At 36.0% G+C, this 18,334-nt stretch carries 14 protein-coding genes; 8 read left to right on the forward strand and 6 right to left on the reverse strand.

Annotated features, from left to right (window positions below; genetic code table 11):
* The first annotated feature begins 1 nt into the window (after window position 1).
* The 3 genes from QWT87_RS17445 to QWT87_RS17455 are packed head-to-tail and all read left to right on the forward strand — an operon-like array spanning window position 2 to window position 1,945.
* A complete protein-coding gene (locus QWT87_RS17445) occupies window positions 2-430 on the forward strand; it encodes a hypothetical protein (RefSeq protein WP_288458897.1) in 429 nt (142 codons plus the stop codon).
* Window positions 431-441: 11 nt separating this feature from the next.
* Entirely contained in the window at window positions 442-1,464 is a 1,023-nt protein-coding gene (gene galE, locus QWT87_RS17450) for a UDP-glucose 4-epimerase GalE (protein ID WP_302717590.1), read from the forward strand.
* Window positions 1,465-1,492: 28 nt separating this feature from the next.
* Window positions 1,493-1,945 carry an adenylyltransferase/cytidyltransferase family protein gene (locus tag QWT87_RS17455; RefSeq protein ID WP_302717592.1) on the forward strand — a complete coding sequence of 151 codons (453 nt, stop codon included), beginning with the start codon at window positions 1,493-1,495 and terminating at the stop codon, window positions 1,943-1,945.
* 49 nt (window positions 1,946-1,994) lie between these two features.
* Here the strand turns inward: QWT87_RS17455 and QWT87_RS17460 are convergent, their stop codons facing one another.
* The 5 genes from QWT87_RS17460 to pnuC form a co-directional block, all read right to left on the reverse strand.
* On the reverse strand, window positions 1,995-4,514 hold the full coding sequence (locus QWT87_RS17460; protein ID WP_302717594.1) for a TonB-dependent receptor domain-containing protein: 2,520 nt from the start codon (window positions 4,512-4,514) through the stop codon (window positions 1,995-1,997).
* A 167-nt stretch (window positions 4,515-4,681) separates the two neighbouring features.
* Window positions 4,682-5,707, reverse strand: coding sequence for an endolytic transglycosylase MltG (gene mltG, locus QWT87_RS17465; RefSeq protein ID WP_302717596.1), 1,026 nt, complete (start codon window positions 5,705-5,707; stop codon window positions 4,682-4,684).
* Window positions 5,708-5,735: 28 nt separating this feature from the next.
* Window positions 5,736-6,503 carry a diaminopimelate epimerase gene (dapF, locus tag QWT87_RS17470; RefSeq protein WP_302717598.1) on the reverse strand — a complete coding sequence of 256 codons (768 nt, stop codon included), beginning with the start codon at window positions 6,501-6,503 and terminating at the stop codon, window positions 5,736-5,738.
* A 104-nt stretch (window positions 6,504-6,607) separates the two neighbouring features.
* On the reverse strand, window positions 6,608-7,234 hold the full coding sequence (locus tag QWT87_RS17475) for a hypothetical protein (protein ID WP_302717600.1): 627 nt from the start codon (window positions 7,232-7,234) through the stop codon (window positions 6,608-6,610).
* Window positions 7,235-7,238: 4 nt separating this feature from the next.
* Window positions 7,239-7,910 carry a nicotinamide riboside transporter PnuC gene (gene pnuC, locus QWT87_RS17480; protein ID WP_302717602.1) on the reverse strand — a complete coding sequence of 224 codons (672 nt, stop codon included), beginning with the start codon at window positions 7,908-7,910 and terminating at the stop codon, window positions 7,239-7,241.
* A gap of 165 nt (window positions 7,911-8,075) precedes the next feature.
* On the opposite strand from pnuC, the gene QWT87_RS17485 reads away from it, so the two are divergent.
* From QWT87_RS17485 to QWT87_RS17500, 4 genes are all read left to right on the forward strand, one after another.
* Window positions 8,076-9,593, forward strand: coding sequence for an APC family permease (locus QWT87_RS17485; RefSeq protein ID WP_302717603.1), 1,518 nt, complete (start codon window positions 8,076-8,078; stop codon window positions 9,591-9,593).
* 61 nt (window positions 9,594-9,654) lie between these two features.
* A complete protein-coding gene (locus QWT87_RS17490) occupies window positions 9,655-10,668 on the forward strand; it encodes a WD40/YVTN/BNR-like repeat-containing protein (RefSeq protein ID WP_302717605.1) in 1,014 nt (337 codons plus the stop codon).
* A 421-nt stretch (window positions 10,669-11,089) separates the two neighbouring features.
* Window positions 11,090-12,448, forward strand: a complete 1,359-nt coding sequence (gene hemN, locus QWT87_RS17495; protein WP_302717607.1) for an oxygen-independent coproporphyrinogen III oxidase — start codon at window positions 11,090-11,092, stop codon at window positions 12,446-12,448.
* A 4-nt stretch (window positions 12,449-12,452) separates the two neighbouring features.
* On the forward strand, window positions 12,453-13,532 hold the full coding sequence (locus QWT87_RS17500) for a hypothetical protein (RefSeq protein ID WP_302717609.1): 1,080 nt from the start codon (window positions 12,453-12,455) through the stop codon (window positions 13,530-13,532).
* Between the two features lie 157 nt (window positions 13,533-13,689).
* Here the strand turns inward: QWT87_RS17500 and QWT87_RS17505 are convergent, their stop codons facing one another.
* Window positions 13,690-15,054 carry a PQQ-dependent sugar dehydrogenase gene (locus QWT87_RS17505; RefSeq protein ID WP_302717611.1) on the reverse strand — a complete coding sequence of 455 codons (1,365 nt, stop codon included), beginning with the start codon at window positions 15,052-15,054 and terminating at the stop codon, window positions 13,690-13,692.
* 215 nt (window positions 15,055-15,269) lie between these two features.
* Here QWT87_RS17505 and secD point away from each other — a divergent pair, with 215 nt between their 5' ends.
* Window positions 15,270-18,182, forward strand: a complete 2,913-nt coding sequence (gene secD, locus QWT87_RS17510) for a protein translocase subunit SecD (protein WP_087706389.1) — start codon at window positions 15,270-15,272, stop codon at window positions 18,180-18,182.
* Window positions 18,183-18,334: the final 152 nt, after the last annotated feature.

The following is an 18,334-nucleotide window of genomic DNA, read 5'->3' on the forward strand; positions in this document are numbered from 1 at the left end:
AATGGAAAAGAAGGTTTTTAAATATAAATTTGTTTATTGGATCGCTATTTTAACTAATATTATTTTTTGTATTGCATTTGGATTTGGTCTTTACAATAAAATAATAAGTAATTTGCTTTTTGATATATATACAGCATTGATATTCATAATTGAAATACTTTCTTTTCAATCATTGATTTTATTAGTTAAGAAGAATAAAATATCAGTTTTAACTTTTTCGATATCACTAATTTTGATTTTTTTAATTATCACTTTTGGTATTTCTAAAAAAATCTTTTTGGGAGATTTTGGAAATAACGATATGGATTATATTATGACTCCAATTGTTTACTCAATATTGTTCGGGCTGCAGTTCTTAATAATAAAATATAGATTCAAAATTGATTATCTTCAGTTAGAAATTAATCAAATAGGAGAAAATCAAGATTAAAAAATAATTAAATGGCAATACTCGTAACAGGAGGTTTAGGATATATCGGCTCGCATACAGTTGTTGAGCTTCTGAATAGCAATTTTGAGGTTGTTATTGTAGACGATTTATCTCACTCCGAGAGATTTATATTAAAAAATATTGAGGAAATTACAGGAAAAAAACCTATTTTTTATCCTTTCGATCTAAAAAGAAAAGAACTTTTAACGCAGGTTTTTGATGCTCATGAAATTGACGGATGTATCAACTTTGCGGCATTCAAAGCGGTGGGCGAAAGTCAGGTAAAACCTGTTGATTACTATGAGAACAATTTGTTTTCGTTAATCAATATTCTACAGGAATTTAAAGAAAGAGGAATTTCAAACTTTATTTTCAGCTCTTCCTGTACGGTTTACGGACAGGCGGATGAAATGCCGATCCACGAAAATACTCCGTTAAAAATGCCTGAAAGCGTTTACGGAAAGACAAAACAGATGGGAGAGGAGATCCTGATTGATTTTGCAAAAGCATATCACCGCAAAATTTCTTTATTAAGATATTTCAATCCAATCGGAGCGCATCCTTCAGCAAAAATCGGGGAGTTACCTATTGGAGTTCCGAATAATTTAGTACCTTACGTGATGCAAACTGCGGCAGGAATCCGTGAAAAACTAAATGTTTGGGGAAATGATTATCCTACCGAAGACGGAACAGCAGTTCGTGATTATATTTATATTGTAGATTTGGCTAAAGCCCATGTTGCATCATTGAAAAAATTAATGGCAGACGATTCTGATCATGCTGTGATTGATATTTTTAACTTAGGAACAGGAAAAGGTTCATCGGTTCTGGAAGTAGTAAAAGCTTTCGAAACAGCAAATGACGTGAAAGTTCCTTACCAGATCTGCGACAGAAGAGAAGGAGATATTACCATTGCATATGCAAACGTAGATAGAGCCCAAAAAGAGCTTAACTGGAAGTCTGAAACGTCTCTGGAAGAGGCATTAAGAACAGTTTGGCAATGGCAGAAATATTTAGAGACAAGAAACATTTAACAATTTGTACAAAGAAGAATTTATTTATATGAAAACACAAAGAATAGGCATTACGTTTTCGTCATTCGACTTGCTTCACGCAGGACATATTAAAATGCTTGAAGAAGCAAAAACAGTATGTGACTACCTTATAGTAGGTTTGCAGATTGATCCCTCTCATGATCGTCCAACCAAAAATAAACCGACTCAGACCATCGTAGAAAGATATATTCAGTTGAAAGCAGTAAATGCTGTTGATGAGATTATTCCTTATTACACAGAGGAAGATCTTCTGGATATTTTAAAATCTTTCGTAATTGATGTAAGAATTATCGGGGACGATTATTTAGACAGAGATTTCACCGGAAAAAAATATTGTGAAGAAAAAAGAATTGAGATTTTTTACAATAAAAGAGATCACAGGTTTTCTTCTAGCGATTTAAGAAAAAGAATTTACGAAGCCGAACTTCAGAAACTGGAAAGAGCAGAAGCTGCAAAATAAAAAAATCCCGAATTTAATTTCGGGATTTTCTGTTTGTATGAAAGGCGGATTACATTGGTCCTCCTTGCTGATCGTCTCCGGTTGCATTGGAGTTGATGTCTTTTTTACGTTTCGGCTGCTCTACTTTTTCGTTTCCTTGCTTGAATCTGTAGGTCAAAGATAAAGCAAATTGTCTTGGCTGCCATTGCATATAAGAATCTCTGCTGAATCCAGGTCCGTAAGATGTAGATTGCATTGCTCTGGTATTGAAAATATCCTGAATGTTGAATGAAATCGTTCCGTCTCCTTTCCAGATGGTTTTTGAAGCTCCAAAATTCAGAGCATACATATCTTTTCTGTCAACACTCTGTGTTTTTTGTCCTCCTCTGTAGAAACCCTGAAGCTGAAAGCTTAATGTTTTATCAACTTTAATGGTAGAAGTAAGTCTTGCTCTTACGGCTAATCCACTTCCTTCAAAAGAAAGAGGTTCGCTTATTAAAGCCGGATCAAAGAAAACACCTTTCGTATTATATCCGAAAATATCTACATTTCCTAAGAATTTCAGCCATTTTGTAGTATCCCAGTTGAAGTTTAAATCTAAACCGAATCTGTCATCGCTTCCAACGTTTACAGGCTTGGTATGGAAAACCGTGGTCGGAACATTATTAATTAATTCCTGTTTGTTGTATGTTACAATCTTTACATCATCAGTCTGATGTCTGAAATACAATGTTGGATTGATCGTAAATTTACTTTTTGAAATGCTGTATCCTAACTCGTAAGAATCTACATAAGAAGGATTCAGATCGATATTTCCGTCAAAAATATTCTGATTATCGCTATAGCTTGGGTTAGGAATCAAAAAGAAAGATCTCGGTCTGTCTATTCTGCGGGAATAGTTTAACAAAAACTGATTGTCTTTTGCGATTTCATAACTCAAAAATACACTTGGGAAAAGATTGTTGTAGTTCTTCTTTGTTTTCTGTGTATCGTCCGACATATTCAGATAATCAATATCAATAGTAGAATACTCATTTCTCAGACCTAACTGATAACCAAGATTACCAATTTTGCTTTTGAACTGAACATAACCTGCATTGAACATTTCTTCATACTTTGCATTGTATGTGTAATCATCAAGATAAAGCATGAATGGCAATGTAGATGTTTTCTGCATTACAAGGTTCTGATAGTTGTTGTTATTAACATCTATTCTGTAACCCGCTTCTAATTTCGAGTTTTCACCTATTGGAAGTTCATAATCTGCTTTACCGATTAATGTTTTATTCTTTGTTTTTTGATCAATATTATTTTCTAAATCAAAAAAGCTGTTTTGAGTCTGGTAAATATAACTTCCATTATTGGAGCGATTACTCTGTAAACTCAATGATAAGGATAAATTATGTCCCTTATCGTTAAATTTATGATCTAATCCAAAATCTCCCTGAAACGCAAGGTTATCGTTGGTTCCAATACTGGTTCTGTTTCTTGTCGTAATTGCGTTACTGAAAGAATAATTGGTATAATCGATATTTCCGGTATTGGTTCCGTCAAAAGTTCTTACGGTTCCCGAAGCGTTGATTGAAGTTTTGTCGGTAAGATCTACAACTAAACCTCCGGTTGCGTTATAGTTATCATTTTTGCTTTTAGAAATCGATTCGTTATGCGTTTCTCTGAAATCTCCTGTAGAAAGATAAGCATTGTTTCTTTGGGTATTTTTAGATTCTCTGTAGCCACCGCCTCCATTAAGAAACCAGGTAAATCTTCCCTTTCTCCAGCTTAAATTGGTATTAAGGTTTGTTTGTGGTAAATATCCTAAAGTTCCGGTAACACTTCCGTTGAAGCCTGTTTTCTTATTTTTCTTAAGAATAATATTTAAGATACCTGCTGTTCCGCTTGCCTCAAATTTTGATGAAGGGTTGGTAATTACTTCAATTTTCTCGATCTGATCTGCCGGAATACTCTGCAAAGCATTAGCTCCGTCATCAATCCCCAGAAGGGCAGAAGGTTTTCCGTTGATCAAAAATTTTACGTTAGAACTTCCTCTCATAGAAACTGTTCCGTCTGTGTCTACAGAAACCGAAGGAACGTTGGAAAGGACATCCTGAAGATTTCCACCTTTACTTACAATATCCTGAGACGGATCATATGTTCTTTTATCCAGTTCCACCTTGTAAGGCTTTGTAGCCTGAGCGGTGATCACAACTCCCTGAATGTCTCCGGTTTTCAGATTGGTAGCACTCTTTTCAGGGTCGATTGATAAAGCACCGATGTTTCCTGCCGCAGTAATTTGTTTGTTAACTACACTTTTCTGGTAATCGATTGCTTCAATAGTAATATCATAAGCTCCCGGAACAAGATCAAACTTGTACTGACCTTTTTCGTCGGTAAGCGTAGCATCACTGAACTGTTTGTTTGCCTTGTTACTGAAGGTAACAGAAGCATAAGGAACGGGCTGGTTGTTCTTGCTGACAACCGACCCGGAAATACCGACCTTCTCCTGTGCAAAAGCCAATGCCGCTGCCGAAAGTACAAAAGTAAGCCCTAAGGTTTTCTTTGTAAAAATGTTAATGATTTCCGTCTGATTCATAAGGTATTTTTTGTGTAAAATCGTGAAAGATTTTGCTTAATATTATGAAATTGTTAATGTGTTTAAATTTCAGAATATTAAGTTTAATTTATTATTTGTAAGGTATATGTCGAATTAAAAAGCCAAATGTTAGTTATAGAATTGTTAAAAAAAAGTTAATATGATTATTATTTTATATTTTTTGAATTCAGCCAGTCCTGATAAGCTTTGGCATTAATAGCATGTTGCTCTGCACTCGCTGTAAACTTGTGGTATCCGAATCTCGCAGGATCGGCACACATAAAAATATAATCGTTTTTTTCTGCATTCAGTACGGCATCCACAGAATTTTTATCTACCACACAAATAGGTCCCGGAGGAATTCCTTTATTAGCATACGTGTTGTATGGCGATGGAGTAGACAGATGCTTATAAAAAACCCTTTTGATCTGCTCCTTAAAATTCGTTTGCTTATTGATTGCATAAATTACTGTGGGATCAGATTGAAGCTTCATTCCTTTTTTATAACGGTTAAGATACAATCCTGCAATCGTTTTCTGTTCGTCCTTTTTTCCTCCCGATTCCTTGTACACAATAGAAGCTAAAGCATAAATCTGATCTCTTGTTAAACCGGATTGCTGTTCTTTAGATTTTCTTTCGTTGTTCCAGAATTCATTGTACTGATCATCAAATTTTTTGAAAAATTCTTTCGGAGTTACCGTCCAGAAAAAATTGTACGTATCAATAAAGAAATACTTTTTTAAATCTTCCGCATTGTTATATCCTTTTTTGGCAGCAATCGAATTGAAATCATTCACAAATTTTAAAGAATCTACTTCTGTTTTTTTTGTTACTTTTCCAATCATCTGATAAACATCCCCAAAATCACCAATTCTGAAACTGTTCTCACTTTGATTTCCGGCTTTGATCATATTAACCAAATTCGCATTCCCTAAACCTTTCTGAAAATGATAACGTCCCGGTTTGAAATACTTGTCAAGATCCTTTTCTTTCGCAACAGCTTCAAAAGCTTCTTTATTGTCAACATATTTCGCCGCAGAATCAAGGATTTGTTTAAAATTCGCTTGGTGAGGAATCAAAACATATCCGTCTTTTTCGATATTATTACCGTAATATTTTCTGTAAAATTTAAATCCAAAAAATCCGCCTGCTACAAAAACAAGCAGGATGATGATAAGAATAGCTTTCTTCATTTAAATGGTGATTAAAAGTTTTGCTTTTTTAAATAAGGTCTATTTTACCTCTAAAAACCTGCTTTGCAGGACCTTCGAGCCAGATATTCTGAAAAATGTTTCCGTTTTTTTCAGCATATACTTTCAGATTTCCGCCCAAAGTTTTAACTTTTACAGAGATTAGATGGTTATTTTGCAGAAAAGTTAAAGCCGAAGCTGTAACTCCGGTTCCGCAACTGTATGTTTCGTCCTCAACGCCTCGTTCATAGGTTCTTACGAAAATCTCATCATCCGAAATTTTTTCCATAAAATTCACGTTGATGCCTTTTTCTTTATAATTTTCAGAATTTCTGATGCTGTTTCCTTCCGCAAAAACGTTGTAGTTAATGATATCTTCTACATATTTTACGTAATGCGGCGAACCTGTATCCATCACCGTATCCTCTCCGTCATTGGAAATGGTAGTAACATCGCTCATTTTTAATTTTACAATTCCATTGTGGATTTCGGCAATATGTTCCCCATCGATAGCGGTAAATTTGCAGTTGCCTTCAAAAATATCAAGGAAAAAAGCAAAAGCTACGGAACATCTCGCTCCGTTTCCGCAAAAGCTCTTAGAACCGTCTGAGTTGTAATAATCGACTTCAAAATCATACCCTTTCGCGGTGTTTATTTTGATAAGTCCGTCTGCTCCGATCCCGAAACGGCGGTCGCAAAGTTTCTGAATATTTTCAATGGAAAGATCATCCCATTCTCCGGAACGATTGTCTATCATTACAAAATCGTTTCCTGTACCCTGATATTTATAAAATTCCATATTTCTTAATAGAATGTTTGTTTTAAAAATTGAAACTGCAAAATTACTATAATTAAAACGAAAACGAACAGTGTTAGCTGTCCGTTTCCTTATTTATAATGGTTTTATCTGAATCCGCCTCCGCTTCTCGTTGGTTGAGGAGAAGTTGTCTGCGGTTGAGGAGTCGAAGCTCCCGAACTGTTTCTGAATCCTCCGCTGTTTGAACTCGTATTGCTTCCGGAATTATTTCTGAAACCACTGTTTGAATTGCTGTTCCCCGAATTATTTCGGAAACCGCCGTTGTTTTGAGGTCGTGGAGTTGTTGTATTCTGCTGTGGATTTCTGAATCCGTTATTCGGTCTCTGGTTGGTATTCTGTCCGTTGTTCGGTCTGAAACTTCCGTTCGAACTTCCGTCGTTTACACCGCCTCTGAAACCGTTATTAGGTCTTGCAGAAGTCGTTCCGTTCGATCCCGATCTTCTTTCAACATATACTTTTCTTCTGGAGTTATTATAATTCTGGTAATAATAAGGCATTCCGTTATCATAATAATACGTGTAGTCGTTTCTGTAATAATATCCGTCATTTCCCCAATATCCGCCATTTCCGTAATATCCTTGAGGCGCATAATAATATCCGTTGTCATAATAAGGATCTCCGTAATTATTGGCATAAGGATCCGAATATATCGCGCAGGAAGTTAAACTTGCCATTGTAATTAAGCTGAATGCTATTTTAAATAAATTTTTCATGTTTTTAAATGTACTTTTTTTCTTTATAACTTTTTTTCCAACTGGCGTATCCCTGGATCGCCATAAATGTAAATACCAAATATTGAACCGAAGTGATTCCGAGTTCCTTATAAATCATCATCGGAATGCAGATAAAATCTCCTATGATCCAGAAAATCCAGTTCTCTATGCGTCTTTTCGCCATAAACCACATCCCCACCAGAAAAATGGAAGTCGTAATCACATCCATCCAGTTTCCCCAGTCCAAATGATCCAAGCCTAAATCTACACCTTTCATGGAAAACTTATTGTCAATATAAGGCTTGAAATAATACACTACCGTTACTAAGATTAAACTTAAGACGAAAAGTAAAATTCCGTACAGCCATTCTTTTTTGGATGCCCAGCTTACTTCCACATGAACGTGATCCTGGGAACTTTTTCCCCACAGAATCCATCCGTAAACACTCATTACAGTATAATAAACATTAATCATACAGTCTCCGAGCAACCCGAAATTAAAAAGAATATACACATAAATTAAAGTTGAAACAATTCCTGTAGGATAAACCCAGATATTTTTTTTAATTGAAAAATAAACACTTAAAATTCCGAATACCGTAGCTGAGAATTCCAGCAAAATCTGCGTGAGAGAGGCGGTTTCATAGGGTTTTATGAAAAGATCGTATACATTCATGCGGTCAAAAATAAATAAAAAAACACTTACTTTGCAATGATTTAAATATTATGAAAATCAGATTTTTAAGTTTCATAATTTAAAATTAACAAGGAAAAATTATTAATAAACGTTAATGTTTCTAAATTTTTTATATTTTCGTAAATCTTTAATAAATAATAAAATATGTCTAAAATTTGGACCAAAAAACCGATGAGTGCTTTCGAAAATGATATGAAAAGCAGTCAGCTCAAAAGAGTACTCGGTAAATGGAGTCTTACAGCTATCGGAATCGGGGCTATTATTGGTGGAGGAATTTTCGTACTTACAGGAACCGGAGCGTATTATCATGCGGGACCTGCATTGGCTCTTTCCTTCATTATTGCCGGAATTGCTTGTGTATTTGCAGCGTTGTGTTACTCAGAATTTGCATCTATTCTGCCTGTTGAAGGTTCAGCGTATGCGTATGCGTACGGAACTGTGGGAGAAATATTTGCATGGATCATCGGTTGGGGACTCATCCTCGAGTATGCGATGGGATCTATGACAGTAGCCGTTTCCTGGTCGGGATATTTTAATAAGTTGTTAAAAATGTTCGGTCTTCATCTTCCGGATTACCTTACCTCAGATCCAGCAAGTTATTCAGGAGAAGGTTTTTCAATGAATTTACCGGCATTCCTTATCGTAATTTTTGTAATCTCTATTCTTATCAAGGGAACTAAAGAAGCGGCTAAAGCAAATAACCTTATCGTAATCATGAAGGTTTCTGCGGTTCTTTTCGTGATTATTGCAGGAGCATTCTTCATTAATGCAGATAACTGGAATCCTTTCATTCCTGCTGCTACAATGGTAAAAGAAGGAGAAAATCTTAAAGAAGCGTATGGAATTCAGGGGATTATTTCCGGAGCGGCAGCAATTTTCTTCGCGTATGTAGGTTTCGATGCCGTTTCTACACAGGCTGGAGAAGCGATCAACCCGAAAAAAGATGTTCCGTTTGCGATCATTGTTTCACTTTTGGTTTGTACAGGATTATATATTTTGGTATCTCTTGTTTTAACAGGGATGATGCATTACTCAGACTTCAATCCACAAGGAAAATATCCGGACGCAATTAAAGCACCTGTAGCGTATGCATTCGAAATTGCAGGACAGGGTTGGGCTGGATACATCATCACGATTGCAGCAACTGTAGGTTTGATTTCTGTATTGATGGTAATGATCATGGGACAATCCAGAATTTTCCTGGGAATGTCTAAAGACGGTCTTATTCCTAAAATGTTCAGCGATGTTCATCCTGTAAGAAAAACACCGGCTAAAAGTTTAATGCTTTTAGGAATCATTATCGCTACTGTAGCAGCGTTTACACCAATCAGTAAACTGGCGGATATGACGAGTTTCGGTACTTTATTCGCATTTACAATGGTTTGTGTTGCGGTTTGGATCTTAAGAAAAAAAGAACCGAATATGCCAAGAACATTTAAAGTTCCTGCACTTCCTGTAATCGCAACATTAGGAATCTGCATCAACCTTTATCTGATCTGGAACTTAAGCCACGAAGCAAAATACCTTTCTATGGGTTGGTTAGCGCTTGGTGTAGTCATTTACTTTACCTATAGTTTAAGAAACAGTAAACTTCACAAAGTGGGTTATGGCGAAACGTTCAAAGCAGAGCAGGAGCCGTTAGAAAAACCTGATTTAGATTAAAATTTTATAAATAGATCAAATAAAATCCACAGAATTCTGTGGATTTTTTATTTTTGTGAATATGAAAAAGCTTTTGCCACTTTTACTTTCATTCTCCGGAATTTTTACTTTTTCTCAACAGATCGAAAGTTCAGAAACAATTTTAAACGATAAAATCAGCATCAGAGCTATTGAAATCTACGACAACAAAGTCTGGTACAGCGGAACGGACTCCAAGTTTGGTTATGTTGATCTGAAAAATACAGACATTCAGAAACAGATTAAATTATCTGAAAAAAAATTGCAGTTTCGTACTCTGGGACAGGATAAAAAGGCTTTTTATGCCATCAATATCGAAAGTCCCGCTGAATTTTTTAAGATCGATAAAAAAAGCTTGAAATATGAAGTGGTATTTAGAGATACTGTGAAAACGGCTTTTTATGATGCGCTTCATTTTGTGAATGATAAACTGGCTTATACTTTCAGTGATGCAGATAAGGACAGCAAATTAAAACTTGCCAAATTTGATAACGGAAAATGGACTATGCTTAAAAATGATCTCGTGCTGAATGAGGGAGAAGCAGCTTTTGCAGCAAGCAATACCAATATTTCATCCACTAAAAACTATTTATGGATTGCAACAGGAGGGAAAGCATCAAGAATTTTAAAATTAAATTTTAAAAATAATCAGTTTAAAATTTTCAATACTCCGGTTATTCAGGGAGAATCTTCTCAGGGAATCTATTCCATCGATTTCTTAGATGATACATTCGGGATTGCGGTTGGCGGAGATTACACAAAACAGGAAGCTAATATCAACAATATCGCCACAACCAATGACGGCGGAGAAACTTGGCAAATTCAGGCTTCCGGACAAAATGCAGGATACACAACCTGCGTGAAAATAAAACCAAATTCCAAAGGAAAAGAGATTATTTCTGTGGGAGATCGACACATCAGTTATTCTTCGGATTTCGGAAAAACATGGAAGAAAATTTCGGAGGAGAAAGGCTTTTTTGTTTGTGAATGGGTAAATCAAGACACCGTTGTTTTTGCAGGAAATGGTAAAATTTCTGTCATGAAATTGAAATTCTGAATCTAAAGAATAGAATTTAACTTCATAAATTCCAAAAACGATTATTTTTTTGAACTTATCTTTGATGTTTTTATATGGAGTCTGTTTAAACTTTTTATTTAACCGCAAAACGTACAAAAGATAACTAACCTTTTATTTAAAGCTGATGATTATAAATGAAAAAGTTCACAATAGTTTTTAAAATCTTTGATTTTTATTCTTTTGAGCACTTTGAATATTTTGATTATGCAGTATGATGTATTTTGCCACTTTTGTGGTTAATTCCGAAATTAGATTAAACATATTTAAATTCGCGATATTTAGACTCATTATAAATTTCATAAAAACGACTAATATATTTCATGATACAAAATTCATCAGATATAGTTAATTTTGCATTGTGAAACCTGATATTGGTTCACCTTAAAATTGTAAACAGAAAATGAATTCTTTAATCGATAAATATAATATTCCCGGACCTCGTTACACTTCTTATCCTACCGTTCCTTATTGGGATGAAAATTCTTTCACTCCGGAATTGTGGAAGCAGAGTGTCATCCGAACATTCAAAGAAAGTAACGCAGAAGAGGGGATTTCAATATACATTCACCTTCCTTTTTGCGAAGCTTTATGTACGTTTTGCGCATGTCATAAAAGGATCACAAAACAACACAGCGTTGAAATTCCGTATCTCGAAAGTGTTTTAAAAGAGTGGCAGCTTTACCTTAAACTGTTTAACGAAAAGCCCAAACTGAAGGAATTGCATTTGGGAGGCGGAACTCCGACTTTTTTCTCTCCGAAAAACTTAAAAACCTTACTGGAAGGAATTTTTGAAACGGTAGAAATTGCCGAACATCAGGAATTTTCTTTTGAAGGGCATCCGAATAATACTACGAAAGAGCATCTTCAGACTTTGTACGATTTAGGATTCAGAAGAGTGAGTTTCGGCGTTCAGGATTACGATCCTAAAGTGCAGAAAGCGATCAACAGAATTCAGTCTTTCGAAAAAGTAAGAGAAGTAACGGAATGGGCGAAAGAGATCGGTTACAGAGGAATCAGTCACGATTTGGTGTTCGGACTTCCGCATCAGACTTGGGAAGCGATGGAAAGTACCATCCGCAAAACGATGGAATTAAAACCGGATCGATTGGCATTTTATTCTTACGCGCACGTTCCGTGGGTGAAAGGTGTCGGACAAAGAGGTTTTGATGAAAATGATTTGCCAAGTGGTGAAGAAAAACGCCGTTTATACGAAGACGGTAAAAAATTATTAGAAGAATTAGGCTACATCGAAGTAGGAATGGATCATTTTTCTCTGGAACATGACGATTTGTACCAATCTCTGATTCAGAAGAAATTACACAGAAATTTCATGGGCTATACTTCAAGCAAAACTCAGTTAATGGTTGGTTTGGGAATGTCTGCCATTTCAGATTCCTGGTATGCTTTTGCCCAGAATATCAAAACCGTGGAAGAATACCAGAAAATGGTGGAAGAAGGAGAAATTCCTGTCGTGAAAGGTCATATTCTGAATGATGAAGATCTTACGGTAAGAAGACATATTCTGAACCTGATGTGTCAGTTGGAAACCACTTTTGACATCAATAATTCTTTTCCGGAGCTTGAAAATGCTTTCGAAATGCTGAGAGAAATGGAAAATGATGAACTGGTGGAAATTAACGGTCATCATATCCAGATTACAGAAAAAGGAAGAGCCTTTACGAGAAATGTAGCGATGGTTTTCGATCTCAGAATGATGAGAAATAAGCCGGAAACGAGAATTTTCTCGATGACGATATAATGGCATGAACAGAAAATTTCTTTTGATATTTCTTTATCTGTATGCGCTGGTTTTCAGCGTTTCAAAAACAATAAGGATTCCGAATGAATGGGCAAGATCTCATTGGTTGCTGGATTACAGATTTGGATTTATCAAAAGAGGTTTAGCCGGAGAATTATTCGGTTTTTTATGTGAGAAGAAGCTGTTTTCAATTACCGTTCTTTCAGCAGGGATCTTATGTTTACTGTACTTTTTAATTTTAAAAATTGCATTAAAAACCACCTTAAGTTTTCAGAAAAGTTTTTACAGGATCTTATTCTTTGTCATTTTTCTGCTTTCCCAATACATCGTTTTTTCTGCTCATTTAATCGGCTATTTCGATCATGTTATTTTCCTATTGACCATTTTAGCAGTTTACCTGATCGGTCGGGGAAAGTTATTTTTATCTTCGTTGGTGGCGGTTTTCAGCATTTTTATTCACGAGATTTCTCTTTTTCTGATGCTTCCTGTCTGTTGTTTTTCCATTATTATGAATGAAACTTCAATACAGCGATTTTCCTTCAGAGATATTTTTTCGAAACATCTTTTAAAGAAATTAGGTGTATTTATTATTCTGCCTCTTTTTGCTGTGTTTTCAATTTCTTTTTTTCAGGAAATTTATGGAGGAAATTATTATTCTGAAATTTTCAGCTATCTGAAAGGCTCATCAATTTCACCAAAAGTTGCAGATTCTGTTTCCGGAGCCTATACAAAAAGCTTTTCGTATTATCTTAAAGATCAGTATGTGCATTTTATACAAAGGCTGTTTATATCTAAAGCGACGATATTTTACGGAATTCCGTTTCTTTTTTCTTTATGGATGATGTTTAAGGAATTCAAATTACAGAAGAATATTCAGTTGTTCATACTTTTGGCATCAGTTTCTTTCATTCCGTTGCTGTTGCATGCCATTGCTTATGATACCTACAGAATCTGGAGTTTCCCATTTATGATTTTATTCCTGATTTTCTGGATTTTAAGCTCAAGATCTGAAAAGAATGAACATGAGATAAAGCCAATATCAGTTCCCGAAATTGTATTTTTTATGGTTGCTTCTTTTTTGTAACCCTGATTCCCAATTTTTTATTTGATGAAGAAACAGAAAGGTTTTCTTTATGGATGAGACTCATTTTAATCCTTCCGATTCTTTCAATTCTTTATTTTTTAAAAAAAAGCTTCAATCAGAAAACCGACTGAAGCCTATTAAAAAACTGTTTGAAAATTTATTTAATGATTATTTTTTTGCTGTAAGATTTTTCATTTCCTGAATTTAAGTTGATGAAATAAACTCCCGCAGGAATTCCTGAAATATTTATACTGTTGTCATTTTCAATTTTTCCCTGTTCCAAAACCTTTCTTCCTTCAAAGCTGATGATCTCAACTGTTGTATTTTTATCTTTCACACCCTCGATGAAAATCTTTTTCGAAGCAGGATTCGGATAAACCTTGATTGGATTTGAAAGTTCATTTTCCTGAACTCCTAAAGTTGTAGTCGTAATTCTGAAAATCTTACCGCTGTTGACGGCAGCTACAAAAAGTTCATTTTGATTATTCACTCCGAACGTTGAAAAATTATTGCCTGAAAAAGCAGAAGTCCAAGTGATCGAATCATCGGAATTCAGACTGCCGATCTGCGTGGAGCAGTAATCTGCAAAAAAATACCTTCCCTGTAGCGCCGGAAACTGTGTCCCTCTGTAAACATAACCTCCCGTAATCGAACATTTTCCTCCGGAATGATCATAAGCTGCAACTGGAAAAGTCATCGTTGATTGTGCAGCGCATCCTGTCGTATTGTAGGTATTGTTGCCTTCGTAACACCGCCATCCGTAATTAATTCCTGCCTGTGTTAACGGCATTCTGTTGATTTCTTCAATCTGCCCCTGTCCCACATCAGCAATCATTACATTTCCGGAAACGGTATCAAAATTAAACTTCCATGCATTTCTTAATCCGTAAGCCCAGACTTCATCGGCTCCGTCAATTCCCACAAAAGGATTTCCTGGAGGAATATTGTAGGCTTCTGTGGAATTGATATCCAACCTCAGTAATTTACCCAAAAGAGAATTCTTATTCTGGGCATTATTGTTCGGATCGCCGCCGCTTCCGCCATCGCCTGTAACAACCCACAAATAACCATCTGGTGCAAAATGAATACTTCCGCCATTATGGTTATCGAAAGGTTTAGGGAGATTCAGAATAATTTTTTCAGTTGCAGGATCTGCAACATCAGGATTGGCAGAACTTCTGGTATATCTGGCTACGGTAATATTGCCGCCGGTATCATTGTAATACACAAAAAAATACCCGTTTGAAGGGTATTGCGGGTGAAAAGCCAGTCCGAGAAGCCCTCTTTCGCCTCCATACGTGATTTTTGAGCTGATGTTTAAAAAATTAGCAGAGTTTACTGTTCCGTCCGATTGTAAGATTTTAATGATTCCGTTTTGCTGAACAACAAACATCCGGCTGTCGTTCGCGTGGGCAATTTCTACGGGTGCTGTAAACCCGGTCGCAAATTCTTCCAGAGTAATGCTTTGGGCATTCAGGATGAGGGAAGAAAAAATACCTGCGTAAAAAAGTAGTTTTTTCATAATATTTTGATATTTAGTGTATTAAATCTGAATGAAAATTCCATACCAATGAACCATTGAAAAATTCATTAAAATACCACGAAATAATTATTAAATCTTAAATGAAAATAAGAATGCCGATATATCTGAAAATAAACGATTTCTGTTGTTAAAAATTCATAAAATACAAGAAAATGATTATATTTGCCGACTTAATTTAACGTAGTTATAACAAAATGCAAGGAAAAGGACTTATTACAATTGTTGCTATTGTACTAGGGTTAATTTGCTTAAATGAGCTATTACCAACATGGTACGCCAGCAAAATTGAAAAGCAGGCGACTGCTATTGCAGGAGACAATCCGGAGAAGTATCAGAAAGAAATTGCAAAACTTTCTAAGGATACTCTGAATCTGGGATTCACTAAACTTTATTACACAAAAGCCAAAGACAAGGAAATGAAACTTGGTCTTGACCTTAAAGGAGGGATCAACGTTCTTTTGGAAATCAACCAGAGAGATCTTGTGAATGATCTTACAGGGTATTCTACAAACCCGATCCTTATTGAGGCTTTAAACAAAACAGATGAAGTTCAGAAGAATTCTACAAAAGCTTACATCGACAATTTCTTCGATCAGTTCGATGCAATTAACAAAGCAAAAGGTACAAACCTGAAGTTGGCAGATCCGGAACTTTTCGGAAATACAACGCTTACAGAAGTAAAGTACAACACGCCTGATGATCAGGTAAAAGCAATTGTTAAAAGAAAGATCGATGCATCTGTAGGAACCGCTTTTGAGGTAATCAGAACCAGAATTGATAAGCTTGGAGCCATCCAGCCGAACGTTCAGAGAGTTCCGGGAACCGCAAGAATTTCTGTTGAAATGCCGGGGATGAAGGATATCGATAAAGTAAAGAAAATGCTTCAGACTTCTGCAAAACTTCAGTTCTGGGAAGTGCAGCAATCTCCTGAGGTTTATCCTTATTTCCAGACATTAGCTACCATGATCGCTGCAAAAGGAGATTCTATGGGAGTTGCAAAAAATGTTAACTTCATGAATATCATGCAGGGTGGAAAATCTATGAGCCAAAGTGCTGTAGGAAGCGTAAAATTGTCTGATACTGCTGTTGTAAACAAAATTTTAAACAGCAAAGTTGCAAAGTCTTTACGTCCTGCAAATATTAAATATACCCAGTTTATGTGGGGATACAAGCCGGAAGCTTCCGATGCAGAAAGCTTGGTATTATATGCCATCAGAGGAAATATCAACCAGAAAGCTCCGGTAGACGGTGCTGTAGAAAGTGCCAACATCAGCTATGATGAGTTGAGCAGAGTAGTGGTAGATATGCAGATGGATTCTAAAGGTGCTAAAGAATGGAAAACATTAACGGAGAAAAACGTTGGAAAACCTGTTGCTGTAACGCTTGATGGCAGAGTTTACACTGCGCCGAACGTTGTAGGTGCTATTCCAAACGGTAGAACTCAGATTTCTGGAAACTTCTCTCAGGAGGAAGCAAAAGAACTGGTTGACGTTTTAGGAGCGGGTAAATTACCTGCAGGAGCAAAAGTAGTTCAGGCTACTGTTGTAGGGCCGTCTTTAGGTCAGGAATCTATTGATGCAGGGTTAATGTCGTTCATGATTGCCTTTGCGATCATTATCGTTTACATCATTTTCTACTACGGTGGAGCAGGTGTTTATGCAGTAATTGCCATGATCATCAACTTATTCTATATTTTCGGGATTATGGATTCGGGCGACTTTACGCTTACGCTTCCGGGTATCGCGGGTATCGTTTTAACAATGGCAGTTGCTGTTGATACAAACGTTATCATTTACGAAAGAACAAAAGAAGAATTATTCGCAGGAAAAAGTATTCTTGAAGCATATAAAGATGGTTTCAAACATGCATTGAATGCGATTATCGATGGTCACACAACCACATTCTTAACGGCGGTTGTATTGTTCTTCTTCGGAACAGGACCTATCAAAGGTTTCGCATTGACGTTGATGATCGGGGTTGCAATGACCTTATTTACTTCCGTATTGCTTTCAAGAGTAATGATCTTCTCAAGATTATCAAAAGGAAAAGGACTTTCTGTATGGACTCCGGCAACGAAAAATCTATTCAGAAACACTTGGATCGATTTTATCGGGAAAAGAAAATATGCATACATTTTCTCGGCTGTTTTAACGGTTATCTGTATTATTTCAATCGCAACACACGGTTTCAAATACGGTATCGACTTTACAGGTGGTAGAAACTACGTGGTAAGATTTGATAAAGATGTAAAAGCGGAAGATGTTGAAGACAAATTAGTCGCTTTATTCAAAACGGAAGATGGAAAGAACTCTTCTGTTGAAGCTAAAACTTTCGGAAGCAACAACCAGGTAAAGATCTCTACAGATTACCTTATCGAAGACGAATCTTTAAAAGCGGATCAGGTAATTGAGCAAAAATTATACGAAGGTCTAAAATCAAACTTACCTGCAGGAACAACATTGAAAGATTTCAAATCAGCAGATAAAGAGCATGCAGGAATTATTTCTTCTGAGAAAGTAGGGCCTTCGGTTGCAGATGATATCAAAATTCACGGGATCTACGCCGTTTTAGGAGCTTTAGGAATTATCTTTATCTACATCTTATTAAGATTCAGAAAATGGCAGTTCTCTTTGGGAGCGGTTGCTGCATTATTCCACGATGCGATCATTATTTTGGGAGCGTATTCCTTGCTTCACAAATATATGCCGTTCAATATGGAGATCAATCAGGATTTCATCGCTGCGATCCTTACTGTATTGGGATACTCAATTAACGATACCGTAATTATCTTCGACAGAATCAGAGAATATTTAAGAGAGAAGAAATCGTTAACATTGGCAGGATTATTTGATGATTCTATTTCAAGTACTTTGGGTAGAACGTTCAACACCTCATTTACAACAATTCTTGTAATTCTGGCAATCTTCATTTTCGGTGGAGATAACCTTAGAGGATTTATGTTTGCAATGTTAATCGGTATTGGTTTCGGTACGTATTCATCCATCTTCGTGGCATCCGCAATTGCCTACGACTTCCTGAAAACAGGAAAAGAAGATGAAGTACATGGTAAATCAACAACCAACAAAGAAGTACTTGCTTCAAAATAACTTATACTACAATAAATAAGAATAAAAGCCTTCCGGTTTCGGGAGGCTTTTTTTTGGTGGATATTGAAAATTTCTCCTTAATTTTTATTCTTTTAAATTCTTTATTTAATCAGGAGTTATTTCCTGCTTTCCGCACTCGCTATTTTTTAGTT

Source organism: Chryseobacterium urinae, from assembly GCF_030518295.1.
Lineage (GTDB): Bacteria > Bacteroidota > Bacteroidia > Flavobacteriales > Weeksellaceae > Chryseobacterium > Chryseobacterium mucoviscidosis.